This is a genomic window from Chitinophaga sp. 05T412, from assembly GCF_056396465.1.
In genome coordinates this window covers 680,428-702,525 of record NZ_JBFTLN010000003.1, presented here as the reverse complement: position 1 = coordinate 702,525, position 22,098 = coordinate 680,428, and the positions used below count along the sequence as shown (strand labels likewise).

Annotated in this window: 21 protein-coding genes; 14 read left to right on the top strand and 7 right to left on the bottom strand. The window is 45.8% G+C overall.

Translation table 11 applies throughout. The features are described 5' to 3' along the window. Positions 1 to 16 precede the first annotated feature (16 nt). The 3 genes from AC1DFM_RS10100 (at position 17) to AC1DFM_RS10090 (ending at position 1,682) form a co-directional block, all read left to right on the top strand. A complete protein-coding gene (locus tag AC1DFM_RS10100) occupies positions 17 to 409 on the top strand; it encodes a hypothetical protein (protein WP_477076594.1) in 393 nt (130 codons plus the stop codon). A 41-nt stretch (positions 410 to 450) separates the two neighbouring features. Then, complete coding sequence (locus tag AC1DFM_RS10095) at positions 451 to 843, top strand: hypothetical protein (protein WP_477076593.1); 393 nt, start codon at positions 451 to 453, stop codon at positions 841 to 843. 161 nt (positions 844 to 1,004) lie between these two features. Beyond that, positions 1,005 to 1,682, top strand: a complete 678-nt coding sequence (locus AC1DFM_RS10090; RefSeq protein WP_477076592.1) for a class I SAM-dependent methyltransferase — start codon at positions 1,005 to 1,007, stop codon at positions 1,680 to 1,682. A gap of 76 nt (positions 1,683 to 1,758) precedes the next feature. On the opposite strand, the gene AC1DFM_RS10085 is transcribed toward AC1DFM_RS10090, so the two are convergent. Together AC1DFM_RS10085 and AC1DFM_RS10080 are read right to left on the bottom strand one after the other, a co-directional pair. Then, positions 1,759 to 2,379: a dihydrofolate reductase family protein gene (locus tag AC1DFM_RS10085; protein WP_477076591.1), complete on the bottom strand. Its 621-nt coding sequence runs from the start codon at positions 2,377 to 2,379 to the stop codon at positions 1,759 to 1,761. Between the two features lie 58 nt (positions 2,380 to 2,437). Continuing rightward, positions 2,438 to 2,836 (bottom strand): DoxX family protein, encoded by a 399-nt coding sequence (locus tag AC1DFM_RS10080; protein WP_477076590.1) that lies wholly within the window; start codon positions 2,834 to 2,836, stop codon positions 2,438 to 2,440. Between the two features lie 128 nt (positions 2,837 to 2,964). Between AC1DFM_RS10080 and AC1DFM_RS10075 the strand changes: the two genes are divergently transcribed. After that, positions 2,965 to 3,951 (top strand): GlxA family transcriptional regulator, encoded by a 987-nt coding sequence (locus AC1DFM_RS10075; protein ID WP_477076589.1) that lies wholly within the window; start codon positions 2,965 to 2,967, stop codon positions 3,949 to 3,951. On the opposite strand, the gene AC1DFM_RS10070 is transcribed toward AC1DFM_RS10075, so the two are convergent. After that, positions 3,948 to 4,385: a response regulator gene (locus AC1DFM_RS10070; RefSeq protein WP_477076588.1), complete on the bottom strand. Its 438-nt coding sequence runs from the start codon at positions 4,383 to 4,385 to the stop codon at positions 3,948 to 3,950. The two genes, AC1DFM_RS10075 and AC1DFM_RS10070, sit on opposite strands and share 4 nt — an antisense overlap. 197 nt (positions 4,386 to 4,582) lie before the next feature. Between AC1DFM_RS10070 and AC1DFM_RS10065 the strand changes: the two genes are divergently transcribed. Further along, positions 4,583 to 5,005, top strand: a complete 423-nt coding sequence (locus AC1DFM_RS10065; protein ID WP_477076587.1) for a secondary thiamine-phosphate synthase enzyme YjbQ — start codon at positions 4,583 to 4,585, stop codon at positions 5,003 to 5,005. A gap of 2 nt (positions 5,006 to 5,007) precedes the next feature. On the opposite strand, the gene AC1DFM_RS10060 is transcribed toward AC1DFM_RS10065, so the two are convergent. Beyond that, a complete protein-coding gene (locus tag AC1DFM_RS10060; RefSeq protein ID WP_477076586.1) occupies positions 5,008 to 5,247 on the bottom strand; it encodes an Ada metal-binding domain-containing protein in 240 nt (79 codons plus the stop codon). 13 nt (positions 5,248 to 5,260) lie between these two features. Next, positions 5,261 to 5,974: a 2OG-Fe(II) oxygenase gene (locus AC1DFM_RS10055; RefSeq protein ID WP_477076585.1), complete on the bottom strand. Its 714-nt coding sequence runs from the start codon at positions 5,972 to 5,974 to the stop codon at positions 5,261 to 5,263. A gap of 180 nt (positions 5,975 to 6,154) precedes the next feature. Between AC1DFM_RS10055 and AC1DFM_RS10050 the strand changes: the two genes are divergently transcribed. Further along, positions 6,155 to 6,880, top strand: a complete 726-nt coding sequence (locus tag AC1DFM_RS10050) for a metallophosphoesterase family protein (RefSeq protein ID WP_477076584.1) — start codon at positions 6,155 to 6,157, stop codon at positions 6,878 to 6,880. A gap of 3 nt (positions 6,881 to 6,883) precedes the next feature. On the opposite strand, the gene AC1DFM_RS10045 is transcribed toward AC1DFM_RS10050, so the two are convergent. Further along, on the bottom strand, positions 6,884 to 8,596 hold the full coding sequence (locus AC1DFM_RS10045) for an ATP-binding response regulator (RefSeq protein WP_477076583.1): 1,713 nt from the start codon (positions 8,594 to 8,596) through the stop codon (positions 6,884 to 6,886). A gap of 549 nt (positions 8,597 to 9,145) precedes the next feature. On the opposite strand from AC1DFM_RS10045, the gene AC1DFM_RS10040 reads away from it, so the two are divergent. The 6 genes from AC1DFM_RS10040 to AC1DFM_RS10015 all read left to right on the top strand — a co-directional run bounded on the left by AC1DFM_RS10040 (position 9,146) and on the right by AC1DFM_RS10015 (position 16,711). After that, positions 9,146 to 11,518: a TonB-dependent receptor gene (locus AC1DFM_RS10040; RefSeq protein ID WP_477076582.1), complete on the top strand. Its 2,373-nt coding sequence runs from the start codon at positions 9,146 to 9,148 to the stop codon at positions 11,516 to 11,518. 19 nt (positions 11,519 to 11,537) lie between these two features. After that, positions 11,538 to 12,782 (top strand): DUF4374 domain-containing protein, encoded by a 1,245-nt coding sequence (locus tag AC1DFM_RS10035; RefSeq protein ID WP_477076581.1) that lies wholly within the window; start codon positions 11,538 to 11,540, stop codon positions 12,780 to 12,782. A gap of 24 nt (positions 12,783 to 12,806) precedes the next feature. Then, entirely contained in the window at positions 12,807 to 14,030 is a 1,224-nt protein-coding gene (locus AC1DFM_RS10030; RefSeq protein ID WP_477076580.1) for a PepSY-associated TM helix domain-containing protein, read from the top strand. Between the two features lie 184 nt (positions 14,031 to 14,214). Then, positions 14,215 to 14,559, top strand: coding sequence for a nuclear transport factor 2 family protein (locus AC1DFM_RS10025; RefSeq protein WP_477076579.1), 345 nt, complete (start codon positions 14,215 to 14,217; stop codon positions 14,557 to 14,559). Positions 14,560 to 14,687: 128 nt separating this feature from the next. Next, positions 14,688 to 15,542, top strand: coding sequence for a hypothetical protein (locus AC1DFM_RS10020; protein WP_477076578.1), 855 nt, complete (start codon positions 14,688 to 14,690; stop codon positions 15,540 to 15,542). A 299-nt stretch (positions 15,543 to 15,841) separates the two neighbouring features. After that, positions 15,842 to 16,711, top strand: coding sequence for an EamA family transporter (locus tag AC1DFM_RS10015; RefSeq protein ID WP_477076577.1), 870 nt, complete (start codon positions 15,842 to 15,844; stop codon positions 16,709 to 16,711). A gap of 103 nt (positions 16,712 to 16,814) precedes the next feature. Here the strand turns inward: AC1DFM_RS10015 and AC1DFM_RS10010 are convergent, their stop codons facing one another. Beyond that, the gene (locus AC1DFM_RS10010; RefSeq protein WP_477076576.1) at positions 16,815 to 17,396 is read right to left on the bottom strand and encodes an RNA polymerase sigma factor; all 582 of its coding nucleotides are present in this window, start codon (positions 17,394 to 17,396) and stop codon (positions 16,815 to 16,817) included. Between the two features lie 162 nt (positions 17,397 to 17,558). Between AC1DFM_RS10010 and AC1DFM_RS10005 the strand changes: the two genes are divergently transcribed. Together AC1DFM_RS10005 and AC1DFM_RS10000 are read left to right on the top strand one after the other, a co-directional pair. Next, complete coding sequence (locus tag AC1DFM_RS10005; RefSeq protein WP_477076575.1) at positions 17,559 to 18,578, top strand: FecR family protein; 1,020 nt, start codon at positions 17,559 to 17,561, stop codon at positions 18,576 to 18,578. Positions 18,579 to 18,840: 262 nt separating this feature from the next. Continuing rightward, on the top strand, positions 18,841 to 22,098 hold the full coding sequence (locus AC1DFM_RS10000; protein ID WP_477076574.1) for a SusC/RagA family TonB-linked outer membrane protein: 3,258 nt from the start codon (positions 18,841 to 18,843) through the stop codon (positions 22,096 to 22,098).

The window sequence follows — 22,098 nt, the reverse complement described above, 5'->3', positions numbered from 1 at the left end:
ACCCAAATCCTATTTTATGAAACTACTCCTCGCGGTAGCGGCCATGGCTGGCCTTACTACGCAGCAACCTCAAAGTCCCTCTCCTGTAACGACGCCCCCCGTAGTCAACACAGTAGTAGTGGCAAGGCAGTATGACAACCCTAATGATGTTAACTGGCATATTGGCTATATGTCTGGTCTGAATCTACTGGTACTCAGCTGGCCTTCATTTAATAATCCTTTGATTCCTTATGTTACGGTTACCTTTCAGGGTGTTTCCAAAAACGTTAACCTGAATACTACCTTTAACATGTATTTCGAAAGTATTACCCTAACGGTTAACACAAATTACACCATTAACATTGCTGGCCGCAATTATTATTTCCACCTGGATGTTAATGGAAACTGTGTGATTACCGGTCATGATTGATGATTCACAATAATTAATAACCAAACCCAAATTGTCACACTATGAAACTACTCATCACAGCTGCTACCTTGTTTAGCCTGAACACAAAAGCGCCGGCCCCTGTAAAGCCCCTTGTTAAAGCAACCACCATGACCAAAGCGGCCCGACCATTATCATTTCCAAGAGATGTGAATTGGATCATCGGCTACTTTTCCGGTCTGCCGCTGCTATCTCTTAATTGGCCAGGTGTTGCTTATCCGGGAATAGGCCCAATCACGGTAGTATTCCAGGGAACCAGCTATATGGTTTCTCCGGGTAATACTACCCACCTCTTACTGCCGGGGATCACGCTGACAGCGAATACCAACTACACAATGACTATTGCCGGGGTCGACTACTACTTCTATTGGCCGGGAGGAGGTGCGAGTCAATGCACGATTACCGGACATAATTAATGAACAGTAACAGTGAAGGCTATACGGAATGAAAAATTCCTGTTCAGCTGAAATAATGCGCAGGCTAATCAACTCATGTTGGTTAGCCTGTTTTCGTTGAATGTTTTTTTCGGGAGAAGAAGAAAAATCATTTATGCCACTAATGCGTATCTTGTTATCGTATGTTGTTACTCTCAGAAAAGGACCTCGTATGGTCGGCTGTAGTGGCTAACTGCAGCATGAACCGTGACCGGAATGCCAGCGGTATTAATAGCTACGAAAAGGAATTTAAGTTGGTGCCTGCACATTTCCTGGCGCAGAAAGTGCAGGAGCAAGGCTTCGCCAGCTGGTTGGATCTATGCTGTGGTAGTGGATTTGCATTGGCGCAAACCTATGATGTATTAGCGCAGAGGGGACTGCAGCAACAGGTGTACTTAAAAGGTATTGACTTACTGGATACCTTCCCGACAGGCGCGGAAAATAGCCAGGGTATTAGTTTTGAGGTGGCCTCCGTTGTCGATTGGCAACCGGATAGATCTTATGATCTCATTACCTGTTCACATGGGCTGCATTATCTGGGGGACAAGTTACAGGTAATTGCCATGGCCTGTAAAGCGCTTAAGCCGAATGGCTATTTCATTGCCCATCTCGATATGAAAAATATAACGGTACCTCCTTCGGTATCATTAAAACAACTATTTAAGGAACAGGGATTATCTTATAATGCCCGTACGCACCTCCTCACCTGTAACGGGCCCCGAAACTTCAACGCCGGGCTTACCTTTCTGGGCGCTGATGATCAGGCAGGGCCTAATTATACCGGGCAGGGAGCGGTGAATTCTCACTATTGCAATGGATAATAACGCAGTTGCGGGAAGATGAAAACCTACCAGTGTCAAACACTGTTAAAGTTTACATGTTCCCACATGGCGGTAGTTATTTCTTCGTGAATTTGTATCTGATGTGTGTAGTCAGTTCTGACGGTATTACTTCCACAATTTGAATGTCGTACTTGTTTTTATCCATGCCGTCAAATAAGCGGATGCCGCTTCCCAGGAAAAGGGGCGCAATATGAATGAAGCATTCATCTATCAGTCCGGCATTAAGGAATTGTTGAATGGTATCTGCACCACCTTGTATCCTGATATCTTTTCCTTTGGCGGATTGTCTGGCTTTTTCCAACGCACTGTGTATGCCATCGTTGATGAAATAAAAAGTGGTGGTGCCTTTTTGTACCCAGGGTTCGCGTTTTTCATGCGTGAGTACATATACATCCGCTTTGTATAAATCCTCTTTCCAATGGACTTCGCCTTCTTCGAACATGCGTTTTCCCATGATGTAAGCGCCTGTTCTGGCAAACACGGCATCAATTAATTTACTGTCGGCGCCGTATTCCTCTCCGCCTTCCATGTTGATGTTTTTCCAGAAAGCTTTTTGTTTATACATCCATTTATGGGTGGTGGGTCCATTGTCGCCCATGGGGTTGGCCGGACTTCTGTGATCGCCCGCAAAAAAGCCATCCAGTGATATGCCGCTGTCAAAGATAATTTTGCTCATATTATTAGGGTTGTGGTGATTAAGAGAGCCGAATTTCGGTAAGTTCTGTTGAAATAGCTTATGCTATTTTAAATTGACGGCTGCTTTTTTCTTTATCCGCCATCAACTTGTGATAGTAGCTATAGGAAACGAAAATCAGCACGAAGCCCACCAGGATGGGGGCCCACTGCGAAGCGGGATCTCCTTTGGCATAACCTGAATACATGGCGCCGGCGAGGTCGAAGAAAAGACCCGCATAGGCCCATTCTTTCAGTCGCGGAAAACGGGGAACCAATATAGCAATGACCCCTAGTATTTTAGCCAGTCCCAGGAAAGGCAGCAGGTACATTGGATATCCCAGGTGTTTGAACATGGTTTGCGCTTCCGGAACGCTGAGGAGATCGGGGATGGCGCCCAACAGGATTAAGGCCGATAATATACCGGTAACAATCCAATAAATGATTTTTGTCTTTTTCATATTTTTATAGCTGTTTGAGATGTTTAAATTCCTGGAATCAAAAGTAAGTTGGCGCCTGAAATCACCACGGGTGTTGGCGCGACTTAAAAAGGGTTGATTCCGACATTCTTTTATCTTAGATTTGACGTATGAAGCAGATATCTATTCTCGTTCCAAAAGGCGCGGTGGCGCTCAGTTGTATTGAAGGGTCTTTTGTTGCCTTTACTAAGGCGAATGATTTCCTGGAAAGTCTGGGAAGGCCTGCCCTGTTTAATGTGAAGCTGGTGGGGTTAACCAAAGAAGCGCAGGTATATGACCGGCTTTTCGGGGTAACACCTGATGTGCTGATCACGGAACCGCATAAAGCTGATCTGATCATTATTCCGGCGGTGAATGGGGAGCGGGAGGTAGCTATCAGCGACAACCAGGACTTCTATCCATGGATTGTACAGCAGCATCAGGCGGGTGCAGAAGTGGCCAGCTTATGTGTAGGCGCTTTTTTACTGGCGGCTACCGGCTTACTGCAAGGCCGGCGTTGTTCAACACACTGGTTGGCAGCAGCTGATTTCAGAGATATGTTCCCGGATGTGGAGCTGGTATCCGAAAAAATTATCACGGATGAACATGGTCTTTATACCAGCGGTGGCGCCAATTCCTTCTGGAATCTGTTGATCTACCTGATTGAAAAATATACAGACCGGGATATGGCCATTCTGGCGTCTAAATATTTTGAAATAGAAATAGACCGCGATAGTCAGGCTGCCTTTACCATTTTCAAAGGACAACGGGAGCACCAGGATGAATCCGTGAAACAGGCACAGGAATTTATCGAACAAAATTTCATGGAAAAAATTACAGTGGAACAATTGTCGACGATGTTTGCCGTAGGGCGTCGTAGCCTGGAAAGACGATTTAAGAAAGCAACCAGCAACACAGTGTCAGAATATATTCAACGGGTGAAGGTAGAAGTGGCGAAAAAAGGTTTTGAAAGCAGTCGTAAAAATATTAATGAAGTGATGTGGGAAGTGGGTTATTCAGATACCAAAGCTTTTAGAACTATTTTCAAAAAAACAACCGGATTATCGCCACTGGAGTATAGGAATAAGTACAATAAAAGCGCGATGAAGGCGATTTAGACCTGGGTATCCGGCGCTCCGGGATGAGAGAATAATTTTTGCCAGCTGCCWTCCAATACGCCTTTCAACATACTGCATAATTCCTGGAAAGTATTGGGCTTGGTCAGGAATAGTTTAGCGCCTAAACGCAAGGCATCTTCCATATCTTCCTTCATATCAGAAGTGCTGAGGATGATGATATTGGTGATTTTATGCTGCAGTAGTTTCTTCAGCTCAATCAAACATTCCCTTCCATTCATCAGCGGCATGTTAAAGTCGAGGAAGATAAAATCCGGCGCCTGGATTTTGTTTTCTTCCAACATGGCTAATGCCTGGATACCACTATCGCAAATATGTGTTTCTATTCTCGGAGAAATGTTATGGATGGCTTCCTGGAAGAAACTTCTGTCGTCCGCGTCGTCATCAATAATCATGATTTGTTGTGGTTTTGTCATGGTTAAAATTTAAAGATGATGGATTTTCATTCAAATAAGTCACTCGATAAGTCACTCGGTGGGAAATATGAAGATAAAGAAAAATGTGAGAGTATTCGAATTAAATATTTCTTAATGCGTAAGGCAGACTTTGTTAGGAAAGCTGACCTAAGTCCATGCCATGCATTATTGTTTGACAGTAGCTTAAATTAATGAGTATGAAAATATTCCAGCAGCCGATACAACTGCATCAACGAAAGAGGGGGTTTCACCTGATCACGGCGGAACTGGTACAGGCATTTCCGCAGCTGGCGGAAATTAGAACGGGTATGTTGCAGGTATTTATTCAGCATACATCGGCGGCATTGACGATTAATGAAAATGCAGATCCTACAGTGCGACTGGATTTTGAAATGTATTTCAGCAAAGCAGTACCGGAAAATGATCCGGCCTATTTGCATGATGATGAAGGCCCGGATGATATGCCGGCTCACCTGAAAGCGAGTTTGCTGGGCAGTTCGGTCATGATCCCGATCCGCAACGGCCGCCTGGCGCTGGGCACCTGGCAGGGTGTATACTTATGTGAACATCGTAATGATGGCGGCCCGCGTAGATTGATGCTGACCGCCTGGGGAGAATAAACTTATCTTTCCAGCCACTTTTTGTATGCTACCCGCATACAATGGCCACAGGGCCGGTACCCATTTTGCTGCGCTTCTGCTTCGTCGGTAAAGAAAACACGATTGGATGTTTTCATGCGCTTACCCGAGGCACAGGAAAGGGTGCCGTATATTTTGAGCGACTGATTACCACCCAGTCTGATAGCGCCCTGATGAATCAGTTTACCTAGTTGTATGTGTGATATTTTTTCATGATAAACCATGTTGTTGCTTTTATCAGCTTTGTGCGTCGTGGAAAATGATGCCTAAGGTATGCCGGTTTCCGCTGTGCACGGGGCTAACCCCATGTTTCATATTTACGCGGTAGTAGCCTTTGCTGCCCTTCACCGGCCGGAAGTTAGTGGTGAATATCAGCAGGTCGCCCCGTCCGGGTTGGAGTACATTGGCTTTAGACTGTGCCCTGGGAATTTGTTCGGTGAGTACGAATTCGCCTCCCGTATAATCTTCTCCCGGTTCATTTAAAAACAGGACTACCTGCATAGGAAAATAAATATCTCCATACAGGTCCTGGTGCAGGGTATTGAATCCGTTGGGACCATATTTCAGAATCAGGATAGTGGGTTTTGTTTGCCCATTTTCATGGCAATAGGTTTTCAACTCCGCATGTGTTGCCGGGAATTTTTTATCGATTTGTAATACCTCCATCCATTTATTGGCCACGGGCGCAATAAAGGGGTACACCGTTTCCCGGATGTCGGTAATCATTGGTGGCAGGGGATATTGGAAGTATTTATATTCCCCTTTGCCGAAACGGTAGCGTTCCATCACAATGGTTTTCCGGTAAGTATTATCTGCGTTGTAATCATTAATCAGGGCTTCGCATTCCGCTTTAGAGAGGATACCTTTTACGAGTGCATATCCCTGTTCCAGCAATTGTTCGGTAGTAGCGGCCCAGTTGTGCGATAGCAGTCGTTGATGTATATTGTTCATCTGTCGTCATTTATATGAAGAGTAAAATTAGCGTCCCGTTGGGCGATAGAAAACCCGGATCTTGCGATGTTGTAAGAAGTGCGATTGGTATTTTTCCGGGCAAACGTTGTGTTTTTTACCGGTAGCTATCCGTGTGGTAGCATAATGATGTAATCTTGTAACGATCAATGAATCATAAGTATGTTGAAAATTGCGATTATCAGTGACATTCATGCCAACTTGCCGGCATTAACGGCGGTATTAGAAGATATCAGGTTATCTGAAGTGGACCAGGTGTATTGTTTGGGTGATTTAACAGATGCGGCACCCTGGCACAATGAAGTGATTGCACTGATCAGGAGCCGGCAGATGCCGGTGATTATGGGGAATCATGATGAGCGTATTGCGTTTGATATACCGGTGGTGCCGCTTAGTAAACATAGTAAAGAGGAGCAGGACGCCAGGGATATTGCTATTCAGTATACAAAAGATAGCATTACGCCTGCCAACAAATCTTTCCTGGCCGACCTACCCCATTTTATAAAACTATATTTTCACGGTATTACCTTTCTGTTGGTGCATGGCAGTACCCGGAGTAATGATGAGTATATTTATGAACAGCATGATGCCGGTGATATATTAAGTATGTTAAACGATTTTCAGGCAGATGTATTAATTACGGGGCATACGCATTTGTCGTATGTCAGGTCATTGCCTTTAGCAGGCAAGATGGTGATGAACACCGGTTCTGTGGGCCGCTCCAAAGAACCGGACCGGTTGGCTACTTATCTGCAGCTGACCATCAGCGGTGGTCAGGTAACGCCGGAGATCCGCAAGGTAGATTACCCCGTGGCGGATACCATCGCTGGTATCCATAATAGTCCGGTACCTGATTTTTATGCCCGTGTTTTAGCGGGTAAAGCGTAATGATTATGCCATCACAACAAGTTCTTTCAGGGTGTTATAGAGTTGTTCCATATTAACCGGTTTGCTTAAAAATCCATCTGCACCGGAAGCGATCACTTCTTCCCTTACTTCGCTGTAGCAGTTGCCGGATACGAGGATAAGCGGAATTTGCCGGAGTGTTCTGTCGGCTTTAAATTTTGCCAGCATTTCTATGCCGCTGATATGTGGCATGATCATGTCCATGAGGATCACGTCGGGCTGGTGCATGGTGGCTTTGGAAAATCCTTGCGGACCTGAGTCGGCCAGGATGACTTCGATGCCCATGCGTTTGAGTGCCAGTGAAAAGGCGAGGTGGTTGAGGTGATCATCGTCTACCACCAATACTTTGAGGCCGCTGAGTAAGGAGTAGTCAATTACCGTATGGGCGCTGGGTGGTGGTGCAATGCTTTCTACGGGCAGTTGCAGGGTAAATACGCTGCCGCCGCCGTCGGGGTTATCTGTTACGATTAAGTCGCCCCCCATCATGCGGGCCAGGTGGCGCGCGATGGGAAGTCCCAGTCCGCTGGATTCTGTTTGTTGCCCCTGCTCACTCACATATGGATCAAAGATGTGTTCCTTTTTATCTGCGGAAATGCCTGCGCCCTGATCGGCGACTGACAAGAACAACTGATTATTTTTTGTGGTGGCCTTTACAGTAATAATAGAGCGGAAGGTGGTAAACTTAATCGCGTTACTGAGCAGGTTCACGATGATGGTGCGGAGTTTTGATTTATCTGCCAGGATATATTCGGGCAGGTGATCGGCGAAGGCAATATTAATATGTACGGATCGTCTTTTAGCGAGGTATTCATAAGTATCGCAGAGTTGTTGTATCCAATCGGTGAACAGGAAGGGGGTTTTGCTGATTTCATCTTTCCCGGCTTCAATCTTAGACCAGCCAAGGGCGTTGCTCATCACGAGCTGCATGTCCTGGCAGGCAAAATGAACCGCTTCCAGATGGGCAATGCCCACCTGGACGGTTCGTTTCCCTCTATCGGCTGTTTCAATATAGTTTTGCAGGATACTATTCACTACGTTCAGGGGGGACCTGATTTCATGAGTAGTTTCCCGCACATAGATGCGCATGGCCTGGTTGGTTTTATCCAGCTGGTTTACCAGTAGCTGTAATTGTTTGTTCTGGAAGCGGCTTTCCCTGGTGAAATAATAGAGGGCGGTGCCGTTCAGAAAGGTAGCTGCAAATATAACGAGCCAGTGTAGCCCTGCTTCGGTATCTTTCGTCAATACCAGCGATGGGATGATGCCCCGGCGGTAATTCATTTCAATGAGCAGCAACATGGCTGCGCTGGTGGTTAAAACGATGACCTGGGCCAGTGGCCGGTGAAATACGAGGAATACACAGAATGCCAGGAAAGGGGCAAACAGGTAGATCTGGGAAGATGGCCCCAGTATAGTACCGAAATACCAGATGGACACGCTGTGTAGCAGGAACATGAGCTGCTGCCCATATTCAGGACGGCTGTACCGCGTGATCAGCAGGATGGACAGAAAGGAGGCACTTTCCGCCAGAGCGGGGTATAAAATGCTTTTATACCCGGTCATATAATAGAGTAAGCAGCCTAGTGCCAGCGCTAGCAGACTGGCGCCAATGGCCAGTGAATTGACAATCTTTGTAATCCTTTCTGTTGTTTCCGCTGCTTCAGCACTCTGATGGGTGGTCCTGGGTAATGTAGTAGTCATTTCCATAGTTTTCCAGGTTTTCGAATACAAAAGGGGGTGCAGATCATATTTGCTCTTTGCATTCAAGGTAGAAGAATGCAGATTATCAAGTGTAAATTCTTTGTTAACAACATAGATGTTTTGCGAGATGTTTAAAGTTACCCATGGAAGATTTTCACAAGAAACGCACATTTTTAGCCAGGTTATAAACACTGTTGTTATATACACATTTTAAATTATGTATTAAGATTGCTTTTTGTACCGGATCGTTTTAGTATGTTATCCTGATTATTTTATCCATGTATAACGTATACGTATCAACGTTTTATTATCCCCGCGCAATGCGGAAAAATTCCAACGATTAAAAATTCCCGATGTCGAAAATGGTTTGTTAATTTTTCGGATACTTTTGCAACAGCAATTAAATACCTATAATCATTACTGTATGTGAACGCCCGCACAGGGCTAAGCTTTTCATGCACATACACACGGAACTAAGCAAACACGGGACATCAGGCACCTGCAGGGAACTATTGCCTTGTCTGTGGAAAATTTAAAAGCAGATTTAAAATGTACATCAGAAAACTATTGCTGACAAGCATATTGCTATGCCTTGTCCTTTACACCTATGCCCGGCCGGATAGCACGGCTACTATCAGTGGATATATTAAAGATGCTGCCGGTAACGCAGTAGCGGGAGCTTCCGTAAAACTGGAGCCTGGCAACGCCAGCGCCATTGCCGATGCGGCAGGATATTTCCGTATGCAACAGGTAACGCCCGGCAAGTACGTGCTGCATGTTTCCATCGTAGGATTTTCTCCCGTCGACAAGAAAATAGACCTGAAAGCAGTGGAACATAAAGTACTTCATCTGATGATGACGTCGTCTGTGAGTGAAATTAATGCGGTATCCGTCATGGGCCGTTCAGTAAGCCAGGAAGTAAACCGGCAGGCTTTTAATGTGACCGCCATTGATGCGAAAAAGTTATACAATACCACACTCGATATCTCACATGCCCTGGATCGTGTATCAGGTATACGGGTGCGGGAAGACGGCGGCCTTGGCTCCCGCATGAATTTTTCGCTTAACGGTTTCACCGGCCGGCAGGTAAAGTTTTTCCTCGACGGTGTGCCTATGGATAACTTCGGCTCTTCTTTTCAACTGAATAATATTCCCATTAACCTGGCCGAAAGAGTAGAAGTATATAAAGGCGTGGTGCCGGTATGGCTTGGCTCCGACGCGCTCGGCGGCGCTATTAACATCGTTACCAGCAACAGTAAACGGAGCTATGTAGACGCCTCGTATTCCTTCGGTTCTTTTAATACACACCGCTCTGCTGTGAATGCAGGTTATACTGCTCAATCCGGATTTACGATACAACTCAACGCTTTCCAGAATCATTCTGATAATAATTATCGTGTACGCGTAGACGTAGCCGACCTGATAACAGGAGAATATTATCCCCGTCAATGGGTGAAAAGGTTTCACGATACCTATCACAACGAAACCGTCATTGCCAACGTGGGCGTAGTAGGAAAGAAATATGCTGATAAGTTACTCTTCGGTATCACCATGGGACAAAACTATGCGGAAATACAAACCGGCGCCCGGATGGTTTCGGTGTTTGGAAACTGGCACCGGCATGGCAATATTATTATGCCCAGCTTGAAATACCAGGTGAAAGACCTGTTCGTAAAAGGACTGAACTTCAGCTTAACCGGTAACTATAATTTAGGTAAAGAAAATAATATAGATACGGTAGGCCGCCGTTACAACTGGTTTAAACAATATATACCACAGGCCGGCGCAGAAAGAGAGCGGAGTATGTATAGGTACTCCAATAACAATGGCCTGGGCACCGCTAATCTGAGTTATCGTTTGAATGCACACCATTCCTTTGTATTGAATAATGTATACTCCACCTTCAACAGGAAAGGAACAGATGAGCTGTTTCCATCTGATGAAAAATACCAGCAGCCACAGAAAGTGACTAAGAATATAGTGGGGCTGGGATATAAATTTGATTACAATGAGAAATGGAATACCTCGCTGTTTGTAAAGAATTATCAGCAGCATAATCGTTTCTCTGTTCGCTACAACCCCAGCGGTAACTGGGGGGACATTGCCTACGAGTTAGTAGAAACAAAATTCAGTAAGCTGGGATATGGCGCGGCTACCACTTACTTTTTGCTGCCGGCATTACAACTGAAAACATCGTTCGAGAGAAGTTACCGTTTACCGGAGCCGGAAGAGTTGTTTGGCGATGTGGTGAATCTGGATGGTAACCTGAATCTGAAACCGGAAACAAGCGACAACTTTAACTTCGGCGTAAATTATCAAACGCATATCCGCGAGGCGCATCGTTTCAGCTTCGACGCTAATTTCCTGTATCGTAACGCCAAAGATTTTATTCGTCCGGGATTCGCGAATAATCACGGAAAGCAAACCAATTTCAATCAGGCCGCTGTTACCAATGTGGGCGTAGATGCAGAAGTAAGGTACTCGTTCTTGCAGTTGTTTACCGCCGGCTTTAATGTTACCTATCAGAATTTGCGCAATAATACCGAGTATGAATTAGAACAGAAAAACAGGAGTCCATTGTACCGGGATCGTATTCCCAATTTGCCGTATCTGTTCGGAAATGCAGATGCCTCCCTGTTTTTCAGGAATGTGCTGAAGAAAGGCAACAACCTTACACTGGGATACAACTTCTTGTATGTACACACCTATTATCTCTCCTGGCCGGGACAGGCAGCTGAAAAGCAGGAAATTCCCCGGCAGTTTTGCCAGGACGTGAACATGGTATACAGCCTGGCTAATGGCCGGTACAATATCGCTGTAGAATGTAAGAATCTGGTAGATAATAAACTCTTTGACAATTTCAGTCTGCAGAAACCTGGTCGTGCTTTCTATGCCAAGCTGAGGTATTTTATTAGTAAATAAAAAATAACCCATCATCGTGATGAAAAATATATGGAAGTGCTTACTGCTGGTCAGTAGCATGGTTTTGACGGGCATCTCCTGCGATAAAGAAGACCCATTGGATAGTATTGATTTTGTAGAAGGAACGCCGCAGGGGCTTTCTAAGTATGTGGTAACGGTCACGCCTATAGGTACTACCGGCATCGCGGATATACTCCTCACGGCTGATAGTCTGGATGGCGGATCTATTACTACAGCTCGCAATGGTAAAGAGCAGGATGGTTCCTATCGTTACTACGTGACACATAAAGGACGTTTCTTCAGTTTGCTGTATGGACAGGGAAACCCCGGCGCCGTGACCACCTACCGTTTTACACCGGCAGGTAAACTGGTGAAAACATCCAATTTCCAAACGGAAACCGTACAGGCATTTACCAAGGTGAATGATGAACTGCTGTTGGTGAAGATACCGAGAAGTGGCGCCAATGAAACCGCTACCATGTACCGCATTGATGCGCTGAAATCCAGGATTGTGGGAAACGATAGTGTCAATATTGTGAAGCTGGCGGCCAATGGTGAGCGGGCGCATTTTACCTGGTTCACGCAGGTAGGCGATAAGGTGTTTGCTCCTTACATGAGCATCAAAGGATGCTGCAATGATGCCTTTGGTACCCAGTACCCCGATAGCAGCTGGATCGCTGTGTTCTCTTATCCGCAGCTGAAGTTACAGCATATCATCCGGGATAACCGTACCAGTTATCTGGGTGCTTATTTCAACAACGGTTTAGGCGTGATGGAGAATGGCGATGTATATGGTTTTTCCGCTGCAGCCGCTACTAACAATGGAAAGATCACCACTACCAAACCTTCTGCTGTGGTAAGAGTGCTGAAGGGCGCAAAGGAGTTCGATAAGAGTTATTTCTTTAACCTGGAAGAAGCCTCCGGCGGGCATCATGTGGCTACACAAACCTACCTGGGCGACAACGTGTTTCTGTTGATGATGTATGAAACGCCTAATGCCGTAAGTGGTCGTTTACGCATGGCGCTGGTGAACGTGGTACGGAAAACATTTACCTGGGTGAGTGGCGCGCCTGCAGAGATTTTAACCACCTCGGCGGCGTATAACAACAATACGTTATCGACCAATGGGAAAACCGGTTATATGGGTTTAAATACCACCACTGGTAGCTGGGTATATAAAATTGATATTGCAACGGCAACGGCTACACGTGGTTTAACGGTAGAAGGGGGCAAGATCACCGCCATTACAAAAGTTGACTATTAATCATCCGTTTAAGCAGTGCAAAAAATGAATAGTTCAAAGAAAGCGACCGGGAAGAAAACCCAATCCCGGTCGCTGTTTTACCGCATTTCCGCCTGGCTGCATCTGTGGCTGGGACTTGTATCGGGTATTATCGTCGTGATTATTTGTATTACGGGTTGTATCTACGTATTTAATGAAGAAATTACCGGGTGGACGGAGCCGGAGGCCAATGTGCCGGTACAATCACAGGCGCTGGTGACCCCTTCGCAAGTGATGGCGGTAGCAGGAAAAGTATATCCCGGAAAACAGGTGGGCTACCTGTTATATAAAGAAGGCAAAGCCATAGAAGCCAATATTGGCGGGCGTCGTGGAGGTTCTACACTGAAAATACATCCGTATACCGGTGAAGTGATCAGCAAAACAGACCGCAAAGAAGGAGACGTGAGCTTTTTCCGGTGGGTACTCAATGGTCATCGTTTCCTTTGGTTGCCTTTTAAAATAGGGCGTCCGATTATCAATTACAGTACCCTGGTTTGTGTGATCACGTTAATCAGTGGGTTGGTATTGTGGTGGCCTAAAAAATGGAATAAAAGCACCCGCAACCAGCGTTTTAAAATAAAATGGGGCGCCAGCACCAAGCGTATCAACTATGATTTGCATAATGTATTGGGTTTTTACGCATTACTGGTGCTTTTTGCTATTGGCGTGACCGGCATGGTGTATGGACTGGAATGGTGGAGTAAAGGGCTGTATTGGGCTACTTCAGGCGGTAAAAGTCTCCCTGAATTTGTGGAGCTGAAATCAGATTCTTTGCAGGCCGATAAACATCATTTCGATAACCTGGGGCAAAAGATGGATATCGCGTGGAAAAAGACCATTGGCCAGCATCCGGAAGCTACCGGGTTTTATCTCGGGTTGCCGGATACCACTAAAAGTCAGGCCACCATATCAGTGATCGTTTATCCTTCAAAGGGACAATACTACAATAACCGCCGTTACGCGTATGATCAGCATACACTGGAGCCGCTTACCGGCAACAAATTATATGAGCAGTCTTATGCGGAGGCTGATTTTGCGGGCAAGTTGCGGCGCATGAATTATGATATCCATGTAGGCAGCATACTGGGTTTGCCTGGTAAGTTCCTGGCATTTTTTGCCAGTCTTATTGGGGCTACCTTGCCTGTTACCGGGTTTATTATCTGGTGGGGCAAGGGCCGGAAAAAGAAAACCGCGCCAGCTGGTAAAAAGGCCAGCGCAGTGAGTGTATAACTTACAATCCGTCGTAGATTTGAAGGGGGGCTGCATCTACGGATGCGCCCCTTTTTGTATTCATTGAGTAACAAGTGCCGCAACAGATGCCCTGAATGCGGAATTTTGTACCCTGAAATGGACATATCCGGCCCTAAAAGAACGGTATGATTTTTTCGCGGCTATTCATAAAATCTAGTGTACGATGGAAAAGATTAACCCGGTATCCGACAACGCGAAAGTGGTACTTTCCCTGATACAAGCCATTAATGAAGAAGATTTTGACGCAGCGCAGCGCCTGGCGAACGAAAACATGACCTTCGAAGGCGTACTGGGTAAGCGGGAAGGCGCGGCCGCTTATTTTGATGACATGAGAAAAATGAAGCTGAAATACGATATACAGAAAGTATTTGCAGATCAGGAAGACGTATGCCTGTTTTATGACCTTACTATGTCTGGTAAAACCATTTTCGGCTGCGCCTGGTACCACCTGGACGGTGGCAAGGTAAGTTCACTAAAAGTGATTTTTGATCCCCGGCCTTTCCTGTAATGCATGAAATAGCGATTTGTTGTGCGTTTTAAAATTATCGGGATGTTTTTTTAAAAGAAAACATCCCGATAAAGTATTAATTTCCCCTTGCTTATGAACTTTTGTTGTTTACCTATATTCATACTACCATGCGGATCGCTTATGTTTTTGCTTTGTTTTTCGGTTTGTTATTGAGTGCCGGCTGCGGCAGTAAAAAAGACAATACCACGCCTGCTCCTGAAAAGAAAACACCTGTAGAAATACATATTAATCACACCTATAGAAACTATGGAACCTATGGTGTTAAAGGGATTTACCTGGGTGTTTTGTATAACCGTGTCATCGCGGAGCCAGTTACTTTTAAGGTGCAGATTTCCCGGACAGATGGAAAGCCGGATACTGTGATTACGACTGTCATTCCATCAGGGTTTAAAAACCTGGTGCGTAGTGATATTGCCGGTAACGGTATTATGAATTTGTATGAAAAATATATTGGAGACGGATATAAAGAGGGGATAAAGATATTGTCGATTGATTGTGAGAACAAACAACTTTCTTTTTCCGAAGACCGCGATCCGGAGAACCACCTGGATTTTATTACCCTCGCGGATTTTAAATCGAATGACATTGCCATACGTTATCATGGTTACAGTGAATTTACCGGTATGGATTTTCTAAAGTCAAATAAGACCTATGCTTTTTCGGCTGGCAAGGAGCTGCGGGCGATTTCTGAAACAGGCCAGCAGCCTACCTTATTTGTGGGCCAGCAAATAAAGATGCCTTATTTCAGATATTATTACCGTGGAGATCATGGCACGGAACTGAATAATATGGAGGAGATTGCCGAGGGCTCCGGTTCCACAGTGGTATTTACCATTATCCGTGTAGGAGACAAGAGTTTTGACGCCACTTTTTCCGGTAAGGTATGGTCAAAAAATGAATCTGATACCCTGGTGATCCGGGAAGGTATTTTGACGAACGCCATGCTTCCCAGAGCACATTGATTTCTTAGATAATAGTGGCGCCACCGTTACCGTAACGGTGGCGTTTTTATTGCAGCATAGGAGAAGCCAGATTTTTTTTCTATCTTGCTTTAATAATAATATTCAATTACATGCACCGCATTTATTCCAGCACACCTCCTCCTGCTGTTGTTGTTTTCTAGGAAAATAACCAGCATATCTTCTACTTAGCCGCTGTTCCGGATGCCGGAAGCAGCAGGTTTGTTATAGCTGTCTAAGTCTTTACGACCTGGTTATTTTTTCGTGCCCTTTATTCTCCTTTTTCTATTTAATCGAAAATAATGACCAGGTATATATTAATGGTTTTCGCCGGGGCGTGCAGCTTTGGCATACTTTCCACATTTGTAAAATTAGCTTACCGCGAAGGGTATACGCCCGCTGAAATATCGGCCACACAAGCCTTTACGGGCATGATCGTATTGTGCCTACTATGGCGGCTATATCAAAAAAATAGCACCACGATGAATGCGCGGCAGTGGGGCGGACTACTGCTAACAGGCGCCAGTATTGGATTTACCAGCTTTGTATACTATGTATCTGTGGCTTATATCCCGGCTTCTGTGGCGATTGTTGTATTGATGCAGTTTACCTGGATAGGGCTGCTGCTCGAATGGTTACTATTCGGAAAACGGCCATCGGGGCTACAGTTAATCACCACGGCATTAATTATTACCGGCACCTGGCTGGGCAGCGGATTGGCCACAGGTGGCTCACTGTCGTTGTCTGTAAAAGGATTGGGGTATGCGGGTGCATCGGCTTTTTTGTATGCGGTATATGTTGTAGCCAACAGCCGCGCAGGAAAACAGTTAGCGCCGCTGCAGAAAAGCGCCGTGATCATGATTGGCTCTACTATCGGTATTTTATTAGTGAATGCAGCGCCGTTATTGGCCAGCACACATTTTAACGCAGGCCTGCTGAAATGGGCGTTGTTTCTGGCGTTATTTGGTACTATTATTCCACCTTTGTTGTTTGCAAAGGGCATCCCTAAAATAGGTGCGGGTATCAGCGCTGTGATCATGACAGCCGAGTTGCCGGTAGCAATTGTATGTTCTCATTTCATTTTACAGGAGCCGGTAAATGGCTGGCAATGGGTGGGAGTGGTGCTGATGTTATTGTCTATACTGCTGCTGAATAAAGAGCAGAAGGCATAAAGCAAAAAGCAAAAAGCTATTTTAGCGAGTGATCAAAGCGTATCATTATTTGCAGTGTTCACTCGCTAAAATAGCTTTTTGCTTTACGCTTTCAGCTTCTTGTTCAGCTGTGAAAAACCGTGGAGAGCGCCACCAGCAATAGTCCATAGTCCCTGAATTCCTCCCGCATTACCTGCAGGGATTTCCCCATATGCTTTTCCACTGCTTTCACGGAAATGCCTAAACGTTGCGCAATTTCCTTATTGGACAGGTGATCGCGTCTGCTGAGCAGGAATACTTCCCGGCTGCGTTCCGTTAATTGGTCCAGGGCCGCGGCAAATCTTTTCTCCAGCAGCTTGTAGTCATAGGCATGCTCATTTTCTGCTGTTTTGGTAATAGGGAGATGTTGATGATGTTGCTGATGTAACAGTGAATTACGCAATTCATTGAGGATGCGGTTGCGCAGGGCGCCGTGAAGATAAGCACTGAGATTTTGTATGCCGTTGAGCGTTGAGCGTTTTTTATACAGGGTAGTAAAAATGTCTTGTAGCATGTCTTCCAGCAGATGTGGTACTGGAAATTTCTTATAGGCATGGTTGTATAGTGTAGCAGCATAACGTTGGTACAAGGTTTCGAAAGCCTTGTTATCATTATTCGCCAGTAATGCTATTAATGCGTCATCCTGTAGTGCAATATACTCCGTCATGCGTACCCACTTATGCCGGTATAGTTTTGGTGTCCGGCCGCCATAAAGGGCAAAAGATATAAAAAATGGGTGGTTACCGGTAATAAAAGCAGAAAATTAATTTCATAAAGGGGGTAGGGTAGGTGATAAGTGCCGTGTCTATACCAACAGACAACCAAAATAATGAGTGATCAACAACTGATTGGATTATTGGAAAAATACCTGCAGGGCCAATGTACAGAAGACGAACAAGCGGCGCTGGAATCCTGGTATGAAAACTACAGAACAGCTCAAATGCCTGACAGGGGCGATGTGCAGCCGGATTTGCTGCGCATGTACACGGATATTACAGATCGTTTAAAGCAGGAAGGTGAATGGCAGGAAGCTCCTGTAGCGGTTGTGCGTAATGCCTCGTTCAAATGGTGGAAGATGACCGCCGCCGCGGTATTGCTATTGCTGGCAGCTTCAGCCATATGGATATGGTTGCCCCGGGCTAACCGTCAGCTGGCGCTGGATACGCCTGAAGGCGTGCGGAAAAAGGTGTCGCTGGACGACGGTACCCAGGTATGGCTCAATGTGGGTAGTCATCTCACCTATCCCGCCAATATCAGCAGCAGTAACCGGGAGGTATATCTCCGGGGAGAGGCTTTTTTCGAGGTAGCTCAACAGGCCACGCATCCTTTTGTGATTCATACGGCCGACCTGAATGTGCAGGTATTGGGTACCCGCTTCAATGTGAAAGCTTATGAGGGAGAAGGCAGCATTGAAACTACACTGGTAGAAGGCCGGGTGGCCATTAGTCGCCATGGCAACAGCCTGGTACTGGAGCCCGGTGAAAAAGCCATTCTGAAAAAGAAAACTTCCGCGACGAATAAATTGGCGGTGAACGGACGTATGGTAGACTGGGGCGATGTATTACTCATCGTGGAAAAAGTGGCGCCTGATGTGAGCAGTCAGGAGGTGAGCGAACTGGTATGGATGGATAACCGTCTGGAGTTTAAAGATAAAACATTCCCGGAGCTGGCCAGGCTGATGAGCCGCTGGTACAACCGTAAAATTATATTAACGGATACATTTCCGGCAGATTATAAATTCAAAGGCACTTTTAAGCAAGAAACTGTCACCGACGTGCTGAAAGCATTACAGATCACAGCCGATTTTAATTATACCATAAAAGGAGATACTATTTACATACATCATTAGTCAACCAGATCACAAAAACAGTAACACGATGAAAAACAATACGCCGATTCCACCAGAACCTGTATAACACTCTCTTTCCGCCAAAAAAAGAGGGAAGTGTCGCCACACCTCCCTTTTAAAAGCTAAACATGGAACGAAACAAGTAGTCCGTGAGGGATTTTTATTGTTTCAAATGTCTAACGTTCAATTCAAATGTATGAAAAAATCGCTGTGTTTAAAAACAGCCCTTTCCAACTATTTAGTGAGAAAAACATTCTTGTGTATGAAGCTTTGCCTCATCCTCATTACGGCTTTCATCCTACAGGCGCGTGCCGATGTGCACTCGCAGAGCCGGTTTACGCTTAACAGCAAGCAAATTGCATTGCATAAGCTACTGGAGTGGGTGGAAACGAAGAGCGACTACCGTTTCCTGTACAACTACAAAACCTTTCCGAAAGATGAAAAGGTAGATGTGAATTTCAAAGAAGCCACGCTCTCTGAGATCCTGGACCAGGTACTGGCCAAAAACTTTCGCTACAAAATGTTGGAAGGTGGACTGGTGGCTATTTCTGAAAGTACGGTAGACATAACAATATCGGGTAAGGTAGTGGCGGAAAATGGTCAGGAGCTCCCCGGCGTAAGTGTGCAGTTGAAAGGTACCAGTAAAGGAACCGCTACTGATGTAGATGGTAACTTTAAAATGACCGTACCGGAAAATGGAACCCTGGTGATTTCCTATCTCGGGTATGAAACCAAAGAAGTGCCGGTAAAAGGGAGTCAGCAGTTATTGATTAAACTGAAAGCAGCAGAATCGGGCCTCAACGAGGTAGTGGTATTGGGCTACGGACAAAAACAAACCAGGCAAAGTGTTACCGGTGCGGTATCCAGCATACAAACCAAAGAGCTGAAACAAAGCCCTGTGGCCAACTTATCCAATGCCCTGGCCGGAAGGCTTCCGGGTTTGATCACCGCACAACACTCGGGTCGCCCGGGTAGCGATGATGCGCAGCTGTTTATCCGCGGTATTGGTACTACCGGCGCGACCAACCCGCTGGTGGTCATAGATGGTTTGCCCAGGGGAGATGCCAACATCGGTCAGCTTGATCCGAATGAAATAGAATCCGTGTCTATCCTGAAAGACGCCTCCTCTACTGCATTGTACGGGATAYAAGGCGCCAACGGGATTGTACTCGTTACCACCAAACGCGGAAAGGATGGCCCTCCCAATATCCAGGTAAATATGCAATATGCTTTGCAGCAGCCTACTAATTTTCCCCGCTTCCTCAGCTCGTACGAGTCTGGTGTACTGGAAAATGAAGCCGCTAAAAATGATGGCATGCCTGCTGTATTTACAGACCAGGAACTGGAATATTATAAAACCGGCCTGAAACCATATGACTACCCCAATACCGACTGGTACAGCGAAATGATCCGGAAAAACTCACCGCAGAAAACACTGAATATTAATATCGGTGGTGGATCGAAGTATGTAAAATATTTCGTTTCCGGATCTTACCTGCGCCAGGAGCCTATTTACAACCACGCCAATGAGAACATCTACGGCATCAAGTATAAATACGATCGTTTTAATTTCCGTTCTAACGTAGATATCACCCTGGACAAAAATACGGACCTGCAGGTGGATCTGGCATCGCGACTGGAAAACAGAACCAGTCCTTCCGGCGACCGTGGCAACAACGAATTTTTCTGGGTGGTATTATCGCAGATGACGAATCGCCTTACGCCCCGGCTCAACCCCAACGGGAGCATCGCTTCCGGTACCATGCGGGAGGACTTTTATAATCCTTATGGACTGATCACCCGCAACGGCTACCTCGATGCCTACTGGCATAGTACCAATGGTAGTGTGGCATTGACCCGCAAGCTGGATTTTATTACGCCCGGCCTGAAAGTAAAAGGGCTCTTCACTTTTGAAAACTACGGTGATATTAACTTTGCATTGGATCAGGAATTTGATTCCTATCGCTATAAATCCAATCCCGGTGGAGAAGGTACCTATACCCAACACCGCAAAGCTACCAGCCTGCAACGCTCCGGCTTTTCCAGCGGAGAAAGATATTATTACTATGACCTAAAACTCATGTACGACCGCGATTTCGGCAAACACGCCGTAAGTGGTTTGTTCCTCTTTAACCGTAATTATCGTTCCCAGTCGGGCAACCTGCCACGGGTATACGAAGGATATGTGGGAAGAATTGCCTATAACTATGCGACCAAATATTACCTGGAATTCAACGCCGGTTACAATGGGTCGGAGAACTTCCCTCCGCGTAAGCGCTATGGATTTTTCCCGGCTATTTCAGCGGCATGGATCGTGAGCCAGGAGAATTTCATGAAAGATCAACATGCGTTCAGCTTCCTGAAAATGCGCTTCTCTCATGGATACGTGGGTAACGACCAGGTGAACGGCGGTCGTTGGCTGTATTTATCTGACTACTCCCGTGGTGGCGGATTTACCTTTGGTAGCGTGGCTTCCGGCGCAGGGGGGTATTATGAAAACAGGATTGGTAATCCCGTTATTACCTGGGAGAAAGCCGCTAAAACAGACCTCGGTATAGAAACCGGTTTTCTGAGAGATAAGCTGAAATTTTCTGTGGACTTCTTCAATGAACTGCGTAAAGATATTCTCGTATCGGCTCGCACCATTCCCGGCTATATGGGTATTACGGCAGACCTGAACAGAAATATGGGTCGTATCCAGAACAGAGGGATAGAAGCAGAATTGAATCTCAACGCTAATGCCGGCCAGGTAGGCTTGTTTGCAAAATTGAATTACCAGTTTGTGAAAAATAAGATCCTGGAACTGGATGAACCCAAGTTGGCCTATCCTTACCAAAGCCAGGTAGGACTGCCTATCGGCTATGACCTGGGATACATTGCAGAAGGACTGTTCCAGAGCCAGGATGAAATCAATAAAAGCCCGAAACAAACCTTTGCACCATTGATTCCCGGTGATATCAAATACAAGGATCTCAACGGTGATAACAAAATCGACGAGGCCGACAGAACGATGCTGCCGATGTTGAATGTGCCTACTGGTTATTTCGGCGCCACTTTCGGCATCGATTATAAGGGAATAGATGTGAGCGTATTGTTCCAGGGCGCTACCGGTGGCCGCCAGATATATTCTTCGCAGCTTACCGCCAACTACCGCGAAAGCTATCGTCCCATTCATGAGGGCAGATGGACACCGGAAAATGCAGCCAATGCTACGTTCCCGGCTTTGCACCTGTCAGAAAGTAACATGGCCAATAATTTCGTTAGCTCTACTTACTGGATCAGAAAAACCGATTACGTGAAGTTGAAGAATGCGGAAATAGGTTATCGCTTGCCGGCTCATTTACTGAAGAGCGTAAAAATAAAGAGTGCGCGTATTTATGTGAATGGTATGAACCTGATTAGCTGGGATAATGTAAAAGACCTGGGTATAGATCCGGAATCCAACACCGGCGGACGCTGGGGCTGGCAACCTTATCCGATTATGCGCATATATAACGCAGGTATTACCATCAATCTTTAA